Here is a 17,574-nt window from a genome sequence, read left to right as displayed (position 1 = left end):
GACGTCTCCGCGCCGAACCGTCACTCCGCCGCCCGCTCGAGGATCGATCGAATATCGGCCGCGATCGCGTCGGACGCGTCCTCGGGGACGCGGTCGAGCCAGATGAGGTCCGTGACGTCCTCGCCGGCCACCGTCGGCTCGTCGGCGATGGGCCGGCCGGGAACCGACGCCGTCCGGACGAGCACGTCGTAGGTCGTCCGCTGGCGGCCCGCGTCGCCCTCCCGCCGGAACTCGACCCGCCGGACGCGCACCGGCTCGGCGATGTCGGCGTCGACCCCGGTCAGCGACTCGAGGGCGCGGCGGGCGATGCCGTCCCAGTCGCCGTCCGGATCGACCGGCGCGCCGGGCAGCGTCCAGCCGCGGACGCCGTCGGTGACCAGCAGCACCTCGCCCGCGTCGTTCGCGACGCCGATCGTCAGGTGGTTCTCGAGGTCGCGGGCGGTCTCGAACTCCGTCCGGGTGAGCGTCCGCGTCTCGGTCTGTACGTCGACGTCGTCGCGCTCGCAGAGGGGTTCGGGCTCGAGGGTCGGATTCATGGGTAACACGCGTTGACACCGCCCCGAAAAGCTACTGATCGCGATCGATACCGTCGCTCCTCGCGGCATCGGTGACTGTCGGGTTCGTCGATCGGACCAGCGATGCTCCCGGCTCCGTTCCTCGACGGTCTCGAGCGCGCGGCGATCGACGATATCGACAAAGAGGGAGAGAGAAACTGCGAACGCGAAACTGCGGGTGAGACGCGGTCGGAGAACGCGCCTCGATGGTCGCACGGAGAGCCCGTGCGAGTGCGAAAAACCGTCTCCGCCGGGTTCCCGAGCGCGTCAGAACGCGACGCTTCCGACGGCCCGAAACGCCGGCTTACGACAGCTGCTCGATATTCTCGCGGCTTCGCCGCGAGAGGACGAGAAGGTCTCTACGAGAGCTTCTCGATGGTGTCGACGATCTCGTCGGTGTACTCGCTGGTACCGAGCTTCTCGGCGTCCTCGAGCTGGCGCTCTAAGTCGTAGGTGACCTTGCCCGAGGAGATGGTCTCCTCGACGGCGTCGCGGATCAGGTCGGCGGCGTCGTCCCAGCCGAGGTAGTCGAACATGAGTCGGCCGGAGAGGATCATCGCGGTCGGGTTGGCCATGTCCTGGCCGGCGCGCTTGGGCGCGGAGCCGTGGACGGGTTCCGCGAGCATGCGGCCCTTGCCGAAGTTGCCGCCGGGCGCGATGCCGAGGCCGCCGATCTGGGCGCCGGCGGCGTCGGAGAGGTAGTCACCGTTGAGGTTGGGCATCGCGAGCACGTCGAACTCGTCGGTGCGCAGCTGCATCCACTGGAGCATCGCGTCGGCGAGGCGCTCCTCGACCATGACGGCGTCCTCCGGGATGTCGACCTCGTCCTGGGTCTCCCACAGCGAGTCGGGCGCGGCGAAGACCTCCTCGTCGGGGTACTCCTCGTCGGCGACCTCCATGCCCCAGTCGCCGAACTGCCCCTCGGTGAACTTCATGATGTTGCCCTTGTGGACGAGCGTGACCTTGTCGCGGTCGTGCTCGAGGGCGTAGTCGATGGCCTCGCGGACGAGTCGCTTCGACCCCTTCTCGGTGATCGGCTTGAGGCCGATACCGATGGGACCGTCGTGCATCGTCTCGTCGAAGCCCATCTCGTCCTCGACGAACTCCCGGACCTGCTCGACCTCGTCGGTTCCGGCTTCCCACTCGATGCCGGCGTAGACGTCCTCGGTGTTCTCCCGGAAGGTCACCATGTCCATCTCCTCGGGCGCCTTCATCGGCGACGGGACGCCGTCGAGGTAGTAGGTCGGACGGACGTTGGCGTAGAGGTCCAGCGTCTGTCGCAGCGCGACGTTCAGCGACCGGAAGCCGGCGCCGACGGGGGTCGTCAGCGGGCCCTTGATGGCGACGCGGTGTTCCTCGATCGCGTCGACGGTCTCGTCGGGCAGGTTGACGTCCTCACCGTACTTCTCGCGGGCGCTTTCGCCGGCGTAGACGCGCATCCAGCTGATCTCGCGACCGGTCGCCTCGGCGGCGGCCTCGAGGACCTTCTGTGCGGCGGGACCGACGTCCTTCCCGATACCGTCGCCGTGGATAATCGGGATGATCGGGTTGTCGGGCACCTCGATCTCGTCCTCGGAACCCTCTTTCAGCGTGATCTTCTCCCCCGCTTCGGGGACCTCGATCTTGTCGTAGCTCATCTCGTCTATACGGTTACTCGATGGGGGTAAAAGGCCTACCATTTCCATCGACGGCCGGCAAAAATTGAACGATCCACGACGGGGACGAGAGAGACATCCGCCGCGTGAGGTACTGCAGCCGTTGAATTCTGCCGGAGGGAGATATGCGCTTCATATAAACATTCGTCTTATGACGGGTACGCAGACGGAAAAAATCACAACTTCGTATCGACGGCAGGGGAGATCGGTATCGACGAACGTGGAACTCTCGGGTCGATGGATCGCGGCGCGTCGACGCGGCTCACAGACGCGAGGAGACATCGGCCGTGAACGCCCTCGAGGTCGGCGGTTCCACCCGCCGGGTCGATTCGCCGCCGACTCGAGGACGGTTCACGTCGCGCGCTGACCGTCGGAACCGACTCGCTCGGAGTGGCGTCTCTCACGCCGGCTACACCGACGCGAGCGCGCGATAAAACGCCGGTGACCGTTTCTGGCAACGTACTAATGTTATCGGTGATTTCTTCCGCGATCGACGGCCGACTTCCCGCGAGTCGACGGGTCAGGTATCGGCCGCCCGCCCGCGATCGGCCTCGAAAGTTCGACGATCGACGTCGAGTAGTTTTATCATCGTCGTTGCCGTGGTCGGACGTATGCTGGAAACACCACACTACGCGGCGCGACACTGTCCCCACTGCGCGACGACGCTGTCCAATGTCCAGGGCGTCGACGCCTGTCCGGAGTGTCAGTGGATCGATGCCGACTGACGCTCGGCGGTGACGTCGGCGCCGCCGTTACCGTCTCCCGATCGCGCTCCCGGGACCGTCGCCAAGGCGGAACCTCTTTTTGTCGACCGATACAACCCCGGTGCATGGCCGAATCCGAGGTGGACTTAGAGTCCGAGAAGTACGAGAAGCACCGCGAGGCGGGAGAGATCCTCGCGCAGGTGCGCGAAGAGGCAGCCGAGCGCGTCGAGGTCGGCACGAGTCACCTCGAGGTCGCCGAGTTCGCCGAGGACCGCATCCGCGAACTCGGCGGCGAACCCGCCTTCCCGGTCAACATCTCGATCGACGAGGAGGCGGCCCACGCGACGCCGTCGATCGGCGACGAGACGACGTTCGGCGAGGAGATGGTCAACCTCGACATCGGCGTCCACGTCGACGGCTGGCTGGCCGACACCGCGATCACCGTCGATCTCTCGGGCAATCCGGAGCTCGCCGAGGCCTCCGAGCAGGCCCTCGAGGCCGCTCTCGATATCATCGAACCGGGCATCGACACCGGCGACATCGGCGCCGAGATCGAGGACGTCATCGAGGGCTACGGCTACAACCCCGTCGTCAACCTGACCGGACACGGACTGGGGCACTGGGAGCAACACACCAGCCCGAACATCCCTAACCGCGCCGTCTCGCAGGGAACGACCCTCGAGACCGGCGACGTCGTCGCCATCGAGCCGTTCGCGACCGACGGCGGCGGCAAGGTCAGCGAGGGCGCAAGCGAGGAGATCTTCGCCTTAGAGCGCGAGGGCTCCGTCCGCAACCGACAGGCCCGCGAGGCCTTGGAACAGATCACTGAGGAGTTCCGCACGCTGCCGTTCGCGACCCGATGGCTCGAGACCGACCGCGCGGAGATGGCGCTGCGACGGCTCAAGCGCAACGACATCGTCCACGGGTACCCCGTTCTCAAGGAGGACGACGGCTATCTCGTCAGCCAGAAGGAGCACACGATCATCGTCACCGAAGACGGCTGTGAGGTCACGACGGCGTCCGACTGACGGTCGCGAACTCGTCTCGAGCGCTCGCTCGGCGACGTGATCGCGCGTCGAGAAGAGGGGTGTAGGGGGGTAAGCGGGAGACCGGCAACGAGGGCGGTTCGTAGCGCGGTCGGCGTTCGGTCGCTCTCAGGCGTTGTTCATCCGCTGGCTCGAGCGGTTCCCGCACCGCTGGCACTCGGCCACGCGGTAGGGTTCGCGCGAGAACTGGGCGTTTTCTTTCTTGAGGCTCTCGGTCCGAATCTGAACGGACACCTCGTGAAGCGTTTCGAGGTCGCAGTCGTCGCAGTGCTCGGTCATCCCGTTGAAGGAGTCGTCTGTCGTTGCCATTACCGAGTCCTTTCGGTAGTACAAGCTTAAATCCCTGTTTCATTTCGAACACTGAGTCGAAAAACCGCAAGACGGCGTTATGGTGTCTATAGAACGCTCCGAGAACGTTCTATATCGTTTATCGAGCTCTCTCGAAACGTTATTCTGCCCCTACATTCCCTCCAGTATTAACACGAAATGTTATATTACCATCCATAACGAACGAATCGGCGGAGTGAAACCCTTTAGACCTCTCCTCACTTGTGTCAGGTATGGAGCAGGTATTCGCACCGTGGCGGATCGACTGGATCGAGCGCGACGACGGAAATCCCGAGATCGAGGACTGCGTCTTCTGTGAACTGCCGGCCCTCGAACCCGACAGGGAGAACCTGATCGTCGCCCGGAGCGAGCACGCGTTCGTCATGCTCAACAATTACCCGTATAACCCGGGTCACGCGATGGTTATTCCTCACGCTCATACCGGCGACTACACCGCGCTCGAGGACGCGCAACTGCTCGATCACGCCCGCTTGAAACAGCGCACCTTCGACGCGCTCGAGGTCGCCCTCGAACCGGACGGCTTCAACGCCGGCTTGAACCTCGGCGACGGGGCCGGCGGCTCCATCGACGACCACCTCCACACCCACGTCGTGCCCCGCTGGGAGGGCGACACCAACTTCATGCCCGTCCTGAGCGACACGTCGGTGATCGTCGAGGCGCTCGCCGACACCTACGATCGCGTCCGCGAGGCGTTCGCCGAGCAACCGGGCGCGACCGTCGCCGAGGAGGACGACGCCGTCGTCCTCGAGTTCGAGTGACGCCGCCGAGGTCGCGCTGCGACCTCGTCCCGGGCGCGATTGCCGGCCGAATCCTTGTCCGAGTCCCCGTCGAACGCCGAACGCGTGTACGTGCTGACCAGACTCGAGGAACTGATCGCGGCGTATCTCTCCCTGTTGGACAACGTCGCGACCTTCCTGTTGACGTTCGCGCTGGTGTACGCGTTCGGTCGCGTCATTGTCCGACCGCTCGTGAGCGCCGCGCTGAACTATCGCAAGACGGAACGGACCCTCCAGCAGGGCCTCGAGCGGGTCGTGGCCATCGGCGTGATCGCCGCCGCGGTCGTGGTCGGGCTGTCGATCGCTGGCCTCAGTTTCGTCCTCGATCGAGCGGCGATCCTCGTCGCCGGCCTGACGGTCGCGCTCGGGTTCGCCGCCCAGAACGTGGTCGGCAACTTCGTCAGCGGCGCGTTCATCGTCACCGATCCGAGCTTCAACATCGGCGACTGGATCCGCTGGTCGGAGCAGGAGGGGGTCATCGAGGACATCAGCTTCCGCGCGACGCGAGTCCGGACGTTCGACAACGAGATCATCACGGTCCCGAACTCGGAGTTGACCGCGAACGCGGTCACGAACGCCGTCCTCAACGACCGCCTCCGGTTGACCTTTCCGGTCGCGGTCGGGTACGACGACGATCTCGACGCCGTCGCTCGGATCCTGACCGACGCGGCGATCGACCACCCGGAGATCCTCGCGGACCCGGAGCCGACCGCTCGAATCGCGGCCCTCGACGACGCGGTGCAGGTCGTCGCCTCGTTCTGGATCGCCGACCCCGACCGCGGCACCTACGGTCGCATTCGCTCGGAGTACGCCCGCGAAATCGTCGATCGCCTCGAGCGCGAGGGGATCGATCTCGCCGCCGCGAGCCCGAGCGCCCTCGAACAGGCCGCCGCCGTGGGCCCGCGATCCGCGTCTCGAGTCGGCCCGGACGATACCGGCGGAAACGACGAGTGATGGCAGCCGCGGCGAGCGGACCGGACACTTTTGGTGGCCGGTATAGTGCGATTCGGTAGCATGGAGTATGAAGTCGTCCACACCGACGACGTCCCGATGACCGATCTCTCGGAGAGCGACGACGTCCCGCCGGACCTGCGCATCCGCGCGCTCGACGAGGTGCTCGACACGGACGACGTCCACCTCAAACTCTGGTACTTCGACCCCGGCGAGGAAATTCGGTATCACGCCCACGCCGAGCAGGAGGAGCTCTATTACGTCCTCGAGGGCGAGTTCTCGCTGAAGCTCGGCCGCTCGGGCGAGGAAGAATACGTCGAGGCCGGACCGGGAACGTTCTGGATCGCCAAACCCGAGATCGGCCACGGCCACCGCAACGTCGGCGACGAGGAGGGCGTCGTGCTCGCCATCGGCGCGCCGGCCGTCGAGGACCCGGGACTGGATCCCCACGGGCTCGAGGCGGAGACGGAGGACGAATAACGGGCGCCGTCTCCCTCGACGGATCAGGCGTAGGTCTGCTCGAGGTAGTCGACGATCCGCTCGGATTCTGCCATCGTGACGCCGTACTCGTCGTCGACGATCACCGGGACCTGCCGCTGGCCGGAGATCCGCTTGACCTCGTCGCGCTTCGAGTGCAGCCCCTCGACCCAGACGCTGTCGTAGTCGATATCGAGTTCGTCGAGGCGGTCGGCGACGAGCTCGCAGTACGGACAGCCCTCGAGTTGGTACAGCGTAACCATGGTCGGCGCTTCGGCGCGGATCGCCAAAAGGGTGGGTGTCGCTCGCCCGCGATCGCCTCGCCCGCTCGTCGGCAACGACCTGCCGGGGCACGGAGACTTTTGTCGCTGCCCGGACCAGTTCGGGTATGCCACCGACCGTCGGCGACGAACTCCCCGACTTCGAGGCGCTGCTGTGCGACGGCGAGACGTTCCGCTCGACGGCGCTGTCCGCGGCGCTCGGCGAGCGCGGCGGCGTCCTGATAAGCACCGGCTTCGCGTTCAGCGCGATCGCACAGAACTGGTGGACGCAGTTCGTCCGCGCCGGCTGGGGCGCGTTCGAGGACGTCGCCGTCCTCGGTGTCAGCCGAGACGGGCCCTACGCGCAAAACGAGTTCCTGCGCTGGCTGGACGAGCCCGCGTTCCGCTTCTTCGCCGACGTGAACGGCGAGATCGGTGAGTCGCTGGACCTGCTGGTCGACCGCGATCACATGGCCGACGTCGCGACGCCGTGGCGCTCGGCGTTCGTCGTCGACGCCGACCGCGAGGTCCGGTACGCCTTCGTCGCGGACGACTGGATCTCGCCGCTGCCGCTCGAGGAGATCGAAGACGCAATCGCGAGTCTCTAACCCGGACGCGACGACGGGCGGAAAATCAGACCGGCTCGCCGAACGCGTACATCGTCTCGTGGGCCGTGACCTCGAGGTCGACGAAGTCGCCGGGCTCGAGGCCGTACTCGCTCGCGTTTTGCACGATAACCTGCCGGTACGCCGAGTCGCGACACTTCACGGAGTCGGCGGTTCCCTGCTCGACGACGAGACAGTCCTCGCGGACCTCGCCGACCATGTCGGCGTAGGCCTCGCGGACGATCTCGCGCTTGACTTCGCTCATCTCCTTCGAGCGCTCCTTCTTGACCGTGCCGCCCAACCCCTTCATCTCGGCGGCGTCCGTGCCGGGGCGCTTCGAGAAGCGGGTGACGTTGATCTTCTCGGGGCGGGTCTCGCGCAGCAGCGCCATCGACTGGGCGTGATCGCGGTCGGTCTCAGTGGGGAACCCGACGATGAAGTCCGTCGAGAGCGTCCAGTAGTCCAGGACGTCGTCGAAGGTCTCGACGACCTCGACGTACTCCTCGACCTGGTGCTGGCGGCGCATGTCGCCGAGCACGTCGTTCGATCCGGACTGGACGGGCGCGTGCAGGAAGTCGTAGAGTTCGTCGTACTCCGCGAACACCGCGGCGAGTTCCTCGCGGATGCCGTGGACGCCCTTCGGGTTGGCCATCCCCACGCGCACCCGGAAGTCGCCCTCGATCTCGCAGATCGCCTCGAGCAGTCGGTGGAGCTTTCGCTCGCCCTCGTCCCAGCCGTAGACGCCGGTGTCCTGCCCCGTAATCCGAATTTCCTTCGCGCCGGCGTGGATCAGCGCGCGGGCCTTCTCGACGTTTTCCCCGATCGGCGGCGAGTCGATCTTGCCGGTCGCCTGCTTCGTGATGCAGTACGAACAGTCGGACATACAGCCCCGAGCGATGGGGAGGATGCCGACGACGCCGTCCAAGATCGGTTCGGCGTCGGGCGTCGTCGTCGGACACTCGCCGTTCGTGACGGCTTCCGGTACTTCGTCCCAGTGGAGCACCTGGCCGTCGACGTCGGCCGCGCGGAACTCCTCGCCCTGTGCGAGGGCCATACAGCCGGTGATGAAGAGGTCCGCGGTCTCCTCGGAGAGCTCTTCGGCCCGGCGGAGCATGTTCCGCTCGGTCTTCTCGACGACGGTACAGGTGTTGAGGATGGCGACGTCGGCTTCGTCCGCACCGTCGACGCGGTAATGGCCCGCATCGCGGAGCCGGCGCTCGATCTCGCGGCTCTCCCCGCGGTTGGACGTACAGCCGTAGGTTTCGATGTGATACCGGGCCATTCGCTTGAACGTGTTTCGGGTCCGGGACGGCAAAAGCGCGACGAATCCGGTTCGGGTGGTGCGTGCCCCCTCCCGAGGGACGGTCCGCAGACGGCGCGTTCGCTCCCGAACCGATCCCCGTCCAAAGCGTGTTACGACCGCGGCACCTAGCCCGCCCATGGTGGACCTGACGACGGTCGCGCTCCGGTTCCTGCGTCTGTACGGCCCGCTCGCACTGTGTCTGTTCACCTTCCTCGAGACGTCGATGCTCTTCCCGCTTCTCCCGAGCGAGGTCGTCGTCCCGGCGGCGGCCGCACTGCTCATCAGCGACCCCGCGTCGTTTCTCGCGTTCGTGGTGGCGGCCGGCGTCGGCGGGACGGTCGGTGCGTTCGTTCCGTTCTACGTGTTTCGCGGCGCTCGAGTCGGCGAAACCGACTGGCTCCGAGATCGGATCGACGTTTCGGAGGCCCGAATCGAACGGGGCCAGGAGTGGTTCCGACGGTGGGGCCAGTCGTCGGTGCTCTGGGGCCGATTCCTCCCCGCGTTGCGGTCCGTGGTCTCGATCCCCGCGGGGCTCGCGGGAATGGACCCGACGAGGTTCGGCGTCTTCACGGCCGTCGGGACCGTCGGGTTCTACGCGGCCACCGGGAGCGTCGTCTACTACGGCCGCGAGCGGTCGCTCTTCGAGACGGTCGCCGCCGTCGCTATCGACAATCCGGGACTCACCGTAGTTGCGTTGCTCGCGCTCCTCGGAGCCGGAGCGCTCGGCAGACGCTGGCTCGGCCGTCGGACGTCGTGGATCTAAGCGGATGCGGCGGTATCGACGCGACGGTCGACCCGGACGGGATCATCGCTCCTGTCGTCTCACTCGTCGTCGGCGAGCGCCTCGAGCGCGTCCCGTCCGACGTGGACGTTCCGACGGCCGGTCGGCTCCTCCGTCAGGAGGACGCCGGCCGAGAAGTCTGGCTCACCGCTCTCGTCGTAGATCTCGTCGGGGGCCGTCCCGATCCGGACCGACTCGCGGACCGCGAACATCGCCTCCCGGACGGCGTCGGACCGATCGTCCGCGCCGGCGACGTCCAGCGATTCGATCTCCTCGTCGCGGGCCGCGAGTCGCTCGCGGACGCGGTCGACGTGGTCGGGAGCGGCCGCGGAATCGTAGATGTAGGTCCGAACGCGCATGACGGGGGTACGGGCTCGACGGTGAAGGAACGTCCGTTTCGCGAGGGGGCTCGAGCCCGTTGGGCGGGTCTCGCCGCCGGCGATCAGGTCTCGGTCGTTCCCGACTCCCCCTCGAGGCGGTCGTAGTTGTCGTCGACGACGTCGATCGTCGCGAGCAGGGCCCCGAGGACGACGGGGCCGAAGAACAGTCCCATGATGCCGAAGGCGTAGACGCCGCCGAGGACCCCGAGGATGATGACGGCGGGGTTGAGTTCGGCGTAGCGGTCGACGACGATCGGCCGCAGGTAGTCGTCGGAGACGCCGACGATGACGGTGCTATAGACCGCCAGTGCGACCGCGAGGGCCGGTTCGCCGGTCGCGAAGAGGTAGACGACCGCGGGTCCCCAGACGAGGAACGCGCCGATCAGCGGGATCAGCGCGAGGATCACCATGACGAACGTCCACAGCGCGGCGTTGGGAATCCCGGTTGCGAACAGCCCCAATCCAGCGATGACGCCCTGAATGATCGCGATCAGGACGTGGCCGGCAAGCACCGCCCACATCACGTCGGAGAGTTCGGTGTAGAGGTCGTTCTGGACGTCGGCCGGCAGCGGCGTCATCTCCCGCAGCCACGCCATCAGGTCGTCGCCGTCCTTGAGCAGGTAGTAGACGAGGAACAGCGCCAGCCCCAGCCCGATCAGCGCGTGGGTGAACGCGCTGAACCACGCGGTCGAGCGCTCGAGCACCGTCGTTCCGATCCCCTGTGCGGCGTCCATCAGCGACGACGTGAGGTCGACGCTGATCCCGGTCTCCGCCTCGATCGTCTGCTCGAGTTCGGTGATCCCGAGCGCGCCCGTATCGGCGTTCTCGAGGATCCGGGCGGCGTCCTCGGCGACGAGTCCGGCGACGACGAGAAACGGCAGGAAGAACGCCACGACCGCGAGCAGGATGAGCAGGAACGAGGCGATCGACGGCGAGACGCGTTCCTCGAGTCGGCCCTGCAGCGGATAGAGGACGAACGCGATGAGGACGGCCGCGAGGACGTACTGCACGAACGGTTCGACGAGCAGCCACGAGAGATACGTAAAGACCCCGACCAGCGCCAGCAGATACCCCTTGCTGAGGTTCACAGGCCACCTGTCCACCTACTAACCGATAAAACCGGGCCCGGAGTTGTCCGGTGGGGAGACTGTCGCCCTCGCTCTCACACGGCTTCAAGGTGCTGGTTGGCTTACGTCGGAGGGAATGTCGACCCAGCTCGATCCCCTCTCCCTCTCGGCCGATCTGCTCTATACGGTCAAGACCGAGGGCGATACCGACTGGTTGCAGGACCACCTCGCGACGCTCGAGCGATCGCGGCTCGACCGGGCCCTCGAGACCCGCGACCGGAAGCTGGCCTTCTGGCTCAACTGTTACAACGCCTACACCCAGTTGCTGCTCGAGGACGGGTCCGAACTCGACGGCGAGGCGGGCCGCCTCGAGCGCTGGAAGTTCGTCTCCCGCGATCGGATCCCGATCGGCGGCGTTCGCCTCAGCCTCGCCGACATCGAACACGGGATGCTTCGGCGGTCGAAACACCCCTGGGGGTTCGGCTACGTCCCGCGGCCGTTTCCCTCGTCGTTCGAGCGGCGGTATCGGCTCCCCGAGTGCGACCCGCGGATTCACTTCGCCATCAGTCACTGCGCCGATCCCTCGCCGCCGATCACGACCTACTCGCCGCCCGACGTGGACGCGGAACTGGACGTCGCCGTCGAGTGGTTCATAGAGGAGACCGTCACGTACGACGCCGACGCCGGCGTCGCGACCGTTCCCCGACTCTTTCACCGGTATCGAGGCGACTTCGGCGGGAAACGCGGCGTCGTCTCGTTTCTGCGGACGTACGACGCGATCCCGTCGGGGCGGCGACCGTCGCTCGAGTACGAATCGGCGATCCGGACGCCGGACGTCGATTTCGACGCCGATATCGACGAGTTCCGGCCGTAGCCGCGACGCGACGATCGGTCTCGAGCTCAGTCCTCCCGATCCTCGACGCTCGCGGTCGGCGCCGACCGCATGACGCTTCGGGCCGCCCGTTTCGCGTTCGACCGCGAGCTGTACCCTTCGCCGCTGTCGGCGACGATGTTCCCGTTCCAGTGGACGAGCCGCCAGCGCCACTGGCCGCCGCGGTCCTCGTAGACTTCGAACCGACTGGTCCGGTCCGACGACGAGTCGTCCGCGTCGGAGCCACCGGAGACGGCCTCGGGCGGCATCGTCGCCGCCGCGGGATCGGTCTCGGGCTCGCCTTCTCCCGCCGGCTCGGCGCCCACGACGCCGGGCGTCTCGCGCTCGCTGTCGCCGAGCCGTATCGTCGATCCGTCCGGGTCGTCCCACTCGAGTTCGAGCTCCAGTTCGGCGACGGGCGGCTCGTCGTCCTCGCATTCGGCCTCGAACTCGGCGACGACCCGTTCCGGAATCGACACCGCCGCGGTCCGGTCGCCGTCGTCGATCTTCAGGGGGCGGTCGTCGGCCAGTGCGGCCGCGAACTCGCGGAAGACGGCGGCGAGTTCCTCGCGGTCGTACGCGCGCTCGAGTTCGAACTCGATCTCCGTCGGTGAGTCGTCCATACGACCCCTACGTCGGCCAGCGTGTTAGTGGTTGGTCGGATTCCGACCGAGGTCCGGAGGGCCGGTGCGTTTTTGTCGCCGCGCTGTCTCCGCTCGCCCGTGACTTCCCGCGACTGGCAGGCCGACCGGCGCGCCGTCTTCGACCGCGACGACCGCGCGTGTCGCCACTGTGAGGAACCCGGCGACGCCGCCGACCCGACCGACCTCCGAACGCATCCCGTCGGTGCCGTCCCCCTCGAGGGAACGGTCCACGAGAGCTCCCTCGCGACCGTCTGTACCGACTGTTTCGAAACGCTGCAGTTTGCCCGCGACTCGCCCGATTCGACCGTCGAATCGGTCTCGAGCGGGGACCTGTTCCGCCTCGTCCGCGAGACGACTCGGGTACAGGGCGGCGCGATCGCCGACGTCGCCTCGTTCGCCTCGCTCGCGACGTCGCTGCCGACGGCCATCGCCGAGGCCCGGACCGACGCCGACGCCGCGGCCGACTCCGGGTCGGCGTTCGAATCGGCGGTCGACGAGACCGCCGCGGAGTATCGCGACGGCCGCCGCGAGGCCCTGCTCGCGCTCGACGTCGCCGACGCCCGCCTCGAGCGCGTCCGGGCGGTCGACGAGACGGCGTTCGACGCCGACGTCCGCTCGTCGCTGTCGACGGTCGTCGAGACCGCGACCGACCTGCAGTCGACGCTGCGCGAGGCCGTCGCCCTCGCCGAGTCCGTTCCCGCGGGACTCGAGCGCTGTCACGGCTGTTTCGAACCGATCGAGGGCGATGTCTGTTCGACCTGCGGCCTCGAGGCGCTCGAGACGGCCGACTGGCGGACCGAGGACGGCGATATCGCGTTCGAACGGCTGTTCTCGTCGGTCAATGACAGCCTCCAGGGCGCCTCGACGACGACGGAGACGCTGACCGACCGAACGATGACGCTGGCGAGCCAGTTGACGGAGTCCTGAGTCTCACGCCGCCTCGTCGTCGGCGCGAAACACGTCGATCGTCTCGTCGGCCACGCCGTCGCGAGCGAACAGCGTGACGATGTCGTCCGGCCGGATCACCGTGTCACCGTGGGGCGTCAGGACGTCCTCGTCGCGCTCGATCGCGACGACGAGCGAATCGTCGTCGAGCACTTCGCGGCGAGCCGCCTCCTGGAGGCTCATGTCGGCGATCCGCGCGTCCCGATCGACGGTCACTTCGGCGACTTCGGCGTCTCCGGAGAGACTGATGAAGTCCGTCAGCATGGCCTCGTGGGTCTCGTCCGTGGGACCGAACGGCGCGTACGGTCGCGTCGTCTCGTTCTGAACGAGCACCTCGTCCTCGATCTCGATCCCCAGATCCGAGAGCGCCCGCGCGATCCGGCGCAGGTCCGACGTGTCCGCGCCGACCGCGAGCACGTGCAGGTTCCGCCGGCCGGTCAGCAACTCCCGCACGTTGATGACGCCGGGGATGACCTGTGCCCGCTGGGCCATCGATTCGCGCTCCGAAACCGGTGCGTTACACATGAAGAGGTTCGCGAGGTGTCCCTCCGCCCGTTCGAAGTCCACGTTCGCGTGGTAGCCGGTGATTATCCCTCGCTCCTCGAGTTGCTCGATTCGGTTTCGAATCGTCCCGGGAGAGACGCTCACGTCCGCGGCGATCGTCGGAGCCGAAATGTTTCGGGCGTCGTCCATCAGCGCGTAGATAATTCGACGATCGATCTCGTCGAGCCGGTGGTCCATGTCTCCAGGTATTCCGTCATCGATATACACGGTTCTGATCTTTCGTGGGCAGAACGATAACCGAAGTGTCATTTCTGCCGATGCGCCAATTCTCCCCGCTCCAAAATGAGTAATCAGCAATGGCTTCGGATCATTTATGGTCTAGTCGGGGAAAGGCGCGAGATAATGACCGATCAACCGTGTAGGGAGGGAACGCACAGTTCGGGCGATCGACCACCGACACGCGCGCGTCGGCGATCGCCGACGGAGGGGTCGCTCGATGGGTGAGTTCCGCCTCGAGACGGCGGTGACCGGGACGAACGCCGCCGTCGACACGGAGCACCCGTACGGGACCGACGTCGCACAGAATCGGCTCGCCGACGCGGATCGACCGGCGGTACGCCCGCCGCGGGGGGGACGCCCATGAGTGACGAAGAACTCGCCAAGGACCTCGGACTGCTGTCAGCGCTGGCGATCGGCATGGGGACGATGATCGGCGCCGGCATCTTCGTGCTGCCCGGCGTCGCGGCCCAGGAGGCCGGGCCGATCGTCGTCGTCTCGTTCGTCATCGGCGGCCTGATCGCGATGGTCAACGCCCTGGCAGTGAGCGAACTCGGCACGGCGATGCCGAAGGCCGGCGGCGGTTACTACTACATCAACCGCGGGCTCGGGCCGCTGTTCGGCTCGATCGCGGGGATGGGCGACTGGATGGGACTGGCCTTCGCGTCGGCGTTCTACTGCATCGGCTTCGGCGGCTACCTCACCGAGCTCCTCGCGGGGACGATGCTCGCGCTGCCGACGCTCGACCTCGCCCTGGTCACGCTGACGGACATCCAGCTCGGCGCGCTGATCGCCGGCCTGCTGTTCGTCGGCGTCAACTACGTCGGCGCGAAGGAGACCGGCGGCGTCCAGACGGTGATCGTCACGATCCTGTTGGGTATTCTGACCGTCTTCGCGGCCTCCGGCTTCCTCCACTTCGAGTGGTCGACGCTGACGACCGACGGCCTCGCGCCGACCGATGCGGGCTACGGCGCGATCCTGCCGGGGACCGCCCTCGTGTTCGTCTCCTTCCTCGGCTATGCGAAGATCGCGACCGTCGCGGAGGAGCTGAAGAACCCCGGCCGGAACCTCCCGATCGCGGTCATCGGCAGCGTCGGCGTCGTGACGGCGATCTACGCCGTGCTCGTCGGGACGATGGTCGGCATCGTCCCGTGGCACTCGCTGGACGACAGCGTCCCCGTCTCGCAGGTCGCCGAGATCACGTTCGCGGGGATCCCCGTCCTCGACGCCGTCGGCGTGACGCTGATCTCGCTGGCGGCGATGCTGGCGACGGCCTCGAGCGCCAACGCGTCGATCCTCTCCTCGGCCCGAATCAACTTCGCGATGGGCCGAGATAAGATCGTCACGGACGAACTCAACGAAATTCACCCGCGATACGCGACGCCCTACCGATCGATCATGCTGACGGGCGCGGTCATCATCGTCTTCATCGCCGCGCTCGGGCAGGACCTCGAGATCCTCTCGAAGGCAGCGAGCGTCCTCCACCTGATCGTCTACGCGCTGATGAACGTCGCGCTGATCGCGTTTCGGGAGGCCGACGTCCCCGAGTACGAGCCCGACTTCCGAGTACCGTTCTACCCGGTGACGCCGATCGTCGGCGCGACCCTCTCGTTCGGGCTCGTCGCCTTCATGGAGACGATCGAGATCGCGCTGAGCCTCGCGTTCGTCGCCGTCGCGGTGCTGTGGTACGCCCTCTACGCCCGCACGAAGACGCCTCGACAGGGCGTCCTCGGCGAGTACATCCTCGATCGCTCCGAGTCGATGCCCGACGTCGCGGTCTCGGCGGCCAGCGCCGCTCGACCCGACGGCTCCAGCGAGTACCGCGTCATGGTGCCGCTTGCCAACCCCCGGACCGAGCGACACCTGATCGAACTGGCCAGCACGCTCGCCGCCGAAAACGACGGCGTCGTCCACGCGGTCCACATCGTACAGGTCCCCGACCAGACGCCGCTGGATCGCGGCGCCGACGACCTCGAGCGGATCGACGCCGAGTCCGAAGCGCTGCTCGAGCAGGCCCGCGAGCACGCCGAAGGCCGCGGCGCCGAGATCGAGACGACGACGATCGTCTCCCACCGCTCGTTCGAGGAAGTGTTCGACGCGGCCCGTCAGCACGACGCCGATCGCGTCGTGATGGGCTGGGGCGGCGACCGCCCGTGGGCCGCGGGCCGCGCCGAGCGGCCGCTGGACGAACTCGCGGCCGACCTGCCGTGTGACTTCCTCGTCCTGAAGGATCGGGACTACGATCCCTCGCGGATCCTCCTGCCGACCGCCGGCGGGCCGGACTCCGATCTCAGCGCCGAGGTCGCGAAGACGCTGCGCTCGGCGACCGGGTCGTCGATCCAGCTGCTCCACGTCGTCGACGACGAGACCGAGCGCGAGTCGGGCGAACAGTTCCTCGCGGACTGGGCGGCCGAACACGGGTTCGGCGACGCCGTCCTGACCGTCGACGACTCCGGCGACGTCGAGGGAGCGATCGCCCGGGAGGCCGACGACCGGACGCTCGTGATCATCGGCGCGACCGAGCGCGGCCTGCTCTCGCGGCTCGTCCGCGGCTCGCTCGTCCTCGACGTCGTCGACGAGGTCGACTGCTCGGTCCTGCTCGCCGAACGGCCGGCGGAGCGGTCGCTCCGCGAGCGGCTGTTCGGATCGGAGTAACGAGCGAACGGTCCGCGCCGCCCGACTACAGGTCGGTCACGGCCTCGAGCGCGATGTCGATCGCGCGGCCGACGTTGTTCTTCGCCTTCTCCGGGAGTTCGTCGTCCTCGGTGTCGGTGCCCTTCTGGGTGCCCTCGACGAGGTTGCCGTCGACGGTACAGATCGCGCCGGCGCGCAGGCCCCTGCGGCGGGCCAGCGAGAAGAGCGCGGCGGCCTCCATCTCGACGGCGAGGAGACCGGCGGCCTCCCAGTCGTCGACGACGTCGCCGCTCTCGGCGTAATAGGCGTCGTCGGTGGCGACCGGCCCGACGTGGACGGCTTCGTCGTTCGCTTCGGCCGAGTCGACCAGTGCCGACAGCACGTCGTAGTCGGGAACGGCCGGATAGGAGACGTCCTCGTACCGTTTCGTCGTTCCCTCGTTTTTCGCCGCCCCGTTCGCGACGATCATGTCGCCGATCTCGATACCTGACTGGAGGGCCCCGATCGTACCGACGCGGACCAGCGTCTCGACGCCGACGTTAGCCAGTTCCTCGACGGCGATCGCCGCCGACGGACAGCCGATGCCGGTCGAGCAGATCGTCAGCGCCTGCCCCTCGTAGGTGGCGTTGACGACCTTGTACTCGCGGTTCTGGGCGACCGTCTCCGCCTCGTCGCAGTGGTCGGCGATGCGATCGACGCGACCGGGATCGCCCGGCACGAGTACGCGATCGGTCACGTCGCCGTCGTCGACCAACAGGTGTGGCTGCGTTGCCATACCCGTCGATTCCAGTGG

General features: G+C 67.2%; 20 protein-coding genes. 10 read left to right on the top strand and 10 right to left on the bottom strand.

Annotation, left to right across the window (positions count from 1 at the left end; genetic code table 11):
* Window positions 1-20: 20 nt before the first annotated feature.
* Window positions 21-536: a hypothetical protein gene (locus WD430_RS04725; protein ID WP_339104880.1), complete on the bottom strand. Its 516-nt coding sequence runs from the start codon at window positions 534-536 to the stop codon at window positions 21-23.
* A gap of 377 nt (window positions 537-913) precedes the next feature.
* Window positions 914-2,191 carry an isocitrate dehydrogenase (NADP(+)) gene (gene icd / locus WD430_RS04720; protein ID WP_339104879.1) on the bottom strand — a complete coding sequence of 426 codons (1,278 nt, stop codon included), beginning with the start codon at window positions 2,189-2,191 and terminating at the stop codon, window positions 914-916.
* Window positions 2,192-3,038: 847 nt separating this feature from the next.
* Between icd and map the strand changes: the two genes are divergently transcribed.
* Window positions 3,039-3,941, top strand: coding sequence for a type II methionyl aminopeptidase (gene map / locus WD430_RS04715; protein ID WP_339104878.1), 903 nt, complete (start codon window positions 3,039-3,041; stop codon window positions 3,939-3,941).
* A 126-nt stretch (window positions 3,942-4,067) separates the two neighbouring features.
* On the opposite strand, the gene WD430_RS04710 is transcribed toward map, so the two are convergent.
* Window positions 4,068-4,268 (bottom strand): hypothetical protein, encoded by a 201-nt coding sequence (locus WD430_RS04710; protein WP_339104877.1) that lies wholly within the window; start codon window positions 4,266-4,268, stop codon window positions 4,068-4,070.
* Between the two features lie 251 nt (window positions 4,269-4,519).
* Between WD430_RS04710 and WD430_RS04705 the strand changes: the two genes are divergently transcribed.
* The 3 genes from WD430_RS04705 to WD430_RS04695 are packed head-to-tail and all read left to right on the top strand — an operon-like array spanning window position 4,520 to window position 6,514.
* A complete protein-coding gene (locus WD430_RS04705; protein ID WP_339104876.1) occupies window positions 4,520-5,065 on the top strand; it encodes an HIT domain-containing protein in 546 nt (181 codons plus the stop codon).
* Between the two features lie 54 nt (window positions 5,066-5,119).
* On the top strand, window positions 5,120-6,037 hold the full coding sequence (locus WD430_RS04700; RefSeq protein WP_339104875.1) for a mechanosensitive ion channel domain-containing protein: 918 nt from the start codon (window positions 5,120-5,122) through the stop codon (window positions 6,035-6,037).
* 60 nt (window positions 6,038-6,097) lie between these two features.
* Window positions 6,098-6,514 (top strand): cupin domain-containing protein, encoded by a 417-nt coding sequence (locus tag WD430_RS04695; RefSeq protein WP_339104874.1) that lies wholly within the window; start codon window positions 6,098-6,100, stop codon window positions 6,512-6,514.
* A gap of 23 nt (window positions 6,515-6,537) precedes the next feature.
* Here WD430_RS04695 and WD430_RS04690 read toward each other — a convergent pair whose 3' ends face one another.
* Window positions 6,538-6,774: a glutathione S-transferase N-terminal domain-containing protein gene (locus WD430_RS04690; protein WP_012941773.1), complete on the bottom strand. Its 237-nt coding sequence runs from the start codon at window positions 6,772-6,774 to the stop codon at window positions 6,538-6,540.
* A gap of 125 nt (window positions 6,775-6,899) precedes the next feature.
* On the opposite strand from WD430_RS04690, the gene WD430_RS04685 reads away from it, so the two are divergent.
* Entirely contained in the window at window positions 6,900-7,379 is a 480-nt protein-coding gene (locus tag WD430_RS04685; RefSeq protein ID WP_339104873.1) for a redoxin domain-containing protein, read from the top strand.
* A 25-nt stretch (window positions 7,380-7,404) separates the two neighbouring features.
* Here the strand turns inward: WD430_RS04685 and WD430_RS04680 are convergent, their stop codons facing one another.
* Complete coding sequence (locus WD430_RS04680) at window positions 7,405-8,658, bottom strand: tRNA (N(6)-L-threonylcarbamoyladenosine(37)-C(2))-methylthiotransferase (RefSeq protein ID WP_339104872.1); 1,254 nt, start codon at window positions 8,656-8,658, stop codon at window positions 7,405-7,407.
* Between the two features lie 157 nt (window positions 8,659-8,815).
* On the opposite strand from WD430_RS04680, the gene WD430_RS04675 reads away from it, so the two are divergent.
* Window positions 8,816-9,442: a DedA family protein gene (locus tag WD430_RS04675; RefSeq protein ID WP_339104871.1), complete on the top strand. Its 627-nt coding sequence runs from the start codon at window positions 8,816-8,818 to the stop codon at window positions 9,440-9,442.
* Between the two features lie 59 nt (window positions 9,443-9,501).
* Here WD430_RS04675 and WD430_RS04670 read toward each other — a convergent pair whose 3' ends face one another.
* Together WD430_RS04670 and WD430_RS04665 are read right to left on the bottom strand one after the other, a co-directional pair.
* Window positions 9,502-9,819: a hypothetical protein gene (locus WD430_RS04670; protein WP_339104870.1), complete on the bottom strand. Its 318-nt coding sequence runs from the start codon at window positions 9,817-9,819 to the stop codon at window positions 9,502-9,504.
* A gap of 83 nt (window positions 9,820-9,902) precedes the next feature.
* On the bottom strand, window positions 9,903-10,928 hold the full coding sequence (locus WD430_RS04665; RefSeq protein WP_339104869.1) for an AI-2E family transporter: 1,026 nt from the start codon (window positions 10,926-10,928) through the stop codon (window positions 9,903-9,905).
* 115 nt (window positions 10,929-11,043) lie between these two features.
* Between WD430_RS04665 and WD430_RS04660 the strand changes: the two genes are divergently transcribed.
* Complete coding sequence (locus WD430_RS04660) at window positions 11,044-11,781, top strand: DUF547 domain-containing protein (protein WP_339104868.1); 738 nt, start codon at window positions 11,044-11,046, stop codon at window positions 11,779-11,781.
* Window positions 11,782-11,807: 26 nt separating this feature from the next.
* Here WD430_RS04660 and WD430_RS04655 read toward each other — a convergent pair whose 3' ends face one another.
* The gene (locus WD430_RS04655) at window positions 11,808-12,401 is read right to left on the bottom strand and encodes an amphi-Trp domain-containing protein (RefSeq protein ID WP_339104867.1); all 594 of its coding nucleotides are present in this window, start codon (window positions 12,399-12,401) and stop codon (window positions 11,808-11,810) included.
* Window positions 12,402-12,500: 99 nt separating this feature from the next.
* Here WD430_RS04655 and WD430_RS04650 point away from each other — a divergent pair, with 99 nt between their 5' ends.
* The gene (locus WD430_RS04650; RefSeq protein WP_339104866.1) at window positions 12,501-13,349 is read left to right on the top strand and encodes an HNH endonuclease; all 849 of its coding nucleotides are present in this window, start codon (window positions 12,501-12,503) and stop codon (window positions 13,347-13,349) included.
* A gap of 3 nt (window positions 13,350-13,352) precedes the next feature.
* Here the strand turns inward: WD430_RS04650 and WD430_RS04645 are convergent, their stop codons facing one another.
* Window positions 13,353-14,108: a winged helix-turn-helix transcriptional regulator gene (locus WD430_RS04645; protein WP_339104865.1), complete on the bottom strand. Its 756-nt coding sequence runs from the start codon at window positions 14,106-14,108 to the stop codon at window positions 13,353-13,355.
* 259 nt (window positions 14,109-14,367) lie between these two features.
* On the opposite strand from WD430_RS04645, the gene WD430_RS04640 reads away from it, so the two are divergent.
* Entirely contained in the window at window positions 14,368-14,514 is a 147-nt protein-coding gene (locus WD430_RS04640; RefSeq protein WP_339104864.1) for a hypothetical protein, read from the top strand.
* Window positions 14,511-16,802 carry an amino acid permease gene (locus WD430_RS04635; RefSeq protein ID WP_339104863.1) on the top strand — a complete coding sequence of 764 codons (2,292 nt, stop codon included), beginning with the start codon at window positions 14,511-14,513 and terminating at the stop codon, window positions 16,800-16,802. Before WD430_RS04640 ends, WD430_RS04635 begins: the two co-directional genes overlap by 4 nt.
* Window positions 16,803-16,827: 25 nt before the next feature.
* Here WD430_RS04635 and WD430_RS04630 read toward each other — a convergent pair whose 3' ends face one another.
* Window positions 16,828-17,556, bottom strand: coding sequence for a nucleoside phosphorylase (locus WD430_RS04630; protein WP_339104862.1), 729 nt, complete (start codon window positions 17,554-17,556; stop codon window positions 16,828-16,830).
* Window positions 17,557-17,574 lie beyond the last annotated feature (18 nt).

This window comes from Haloterrigena sp. KLK7 (genome assembly GCF_037914945.1).
Lineage (GTDB): Archaea > Halobacteriota > Halobacteria > Halobacteriales > Natrialbaceae > Haloterrigena > Haloterrigena salinisoli.
This window is presented reverse-complemented; position numbering and strand designations above follow the sequence as displayed.

What these genes read in the sequence shown, in the direction of transcription:
- WD430_RS04640 (WP_339104864.1), top strand. Translation starts at nt 14,368, where the DNA reads ATGGGTGAGTTCCGCCTCGAGACGGCGGTGACCGGGACGAACGCCGCC.
- WD430_RS04685 (WP_339104873.1), top strand. Translation starts at nt 6,900, where the DNA reads ATGCCACCGACCGTCGGCGACGAACTCCCCGACTTCGAGGCGCTGCTG.
- WD430_RS04675 (WP_339104871.1), top strand. Translation starts at nt 8,816, where the DNA reads ATGGTGGACCTGACGACGGTCGCGCTCCGGTTCCTGCGTCTGTACGGC.
- WD430_RS04630 (WP_339104862.1), bottom strand. Translation starts at nt 17,556, where the DNA reads ATGGCAACGCAGCCACACCTGTTGGTCGACGACGGCGACGTGACCGAT.
- WD430_RS04710 (WP_339104877.1), bottom strand. Translation starts at nt 4,268, where the DNA reads ATGGCAACGACAGACGACTCCTTCAACGGGATGACCGAGCACTGCGAC.
- WD430_RS04725 (WP_339104880.1), bottom strand. Translation starts at nt 536, where the DNA reads ATGAATCCGACCCTCGAGCCCGAACCCCTCTGCGAGCGCGACGACGTC.
- map (WP_339104878.1), top strand. Translation starts at nt 3,039, where the DNA reads ATGGCCGAATCCGAGGTGGACTTAGAGTCCGAGAAGTACGAGAAGCAC.
- icd (WP_339104879.1), bottom strand. Translation starts at nt 2,191, where the DNA reads ATGAGCTACGACAAGATCGAGGTCCCCGAAGCGGGGGAGAAGATCACG.
- WD430_RS04670 (WP_339104870.1), bottom strand. Translation starts at nt 9,819, where the DNA reads ATGCGCGTTCGGACCTACATCTACGATTCCGCGGCCGCTCCCGACCAC.
- WD430_RS04695 (WP_339104874.1), top strand. Translation starts at nt 6,098, where the DNA reads ATGGAGTATGAAGTCGTCCACACCGACGACGTCCCGATGACCGATCTC.
- WD430_RS04655 (WP_339104867.1), bottom strand. Translation starts at nt 12,401, where the DNA reads ATGGACGACTCACCGACGGAGATCGAGTTCGAACTCGAGCGCGCGTAC.
- WD430_RS04645 (WP_339104865.1), bottom strand. Translation starts at nt 14,108, where the DNA reads ATGGACCACCGGCTCGACGAGATCGATCGTCGAATTATCTACGCGCTG.
- WD430_RS04705 (WP_339104876.1), top strand. Translation starts at nt 4,520, where the DNA reads ATGGAGCAGGTATTCGCACCGTGGCGGATCGACTGGATCGAGCGCGAC.
- WD430_RS04680 (WP_339104872.1), bottom strand. Translation starts at nt 8,658, where the DNA reads ATGGCCCGGTATCACATCGAAACCTACGGCTGTACGTCCAACCGCGGG.
- WD430_RS04660 (WP_339104868.1), top strand. Translation starts at nt 11,044, where the DNA reads ATGTCGACCCAGCTCGATCCCCTCTCCCTCTCGGCCGATCTGCTCTAT.
- WD430_RS04635 (WP_339104863.1), top strand. Translation starts at nt 14,511, where the DNA reads ATGAGTGACGAAGAACTCGCCAAGGACCTCGGACTGCTGTCAGCGCTG.
- WD430_RS04690 (WP_012941773.1), bottom strand. Translation starts at nt 6,774, where the DNA reads ATGGTTACGCTGTACCAACTCGAGGGCTGTCCGTACTGCGAGCTCGTC.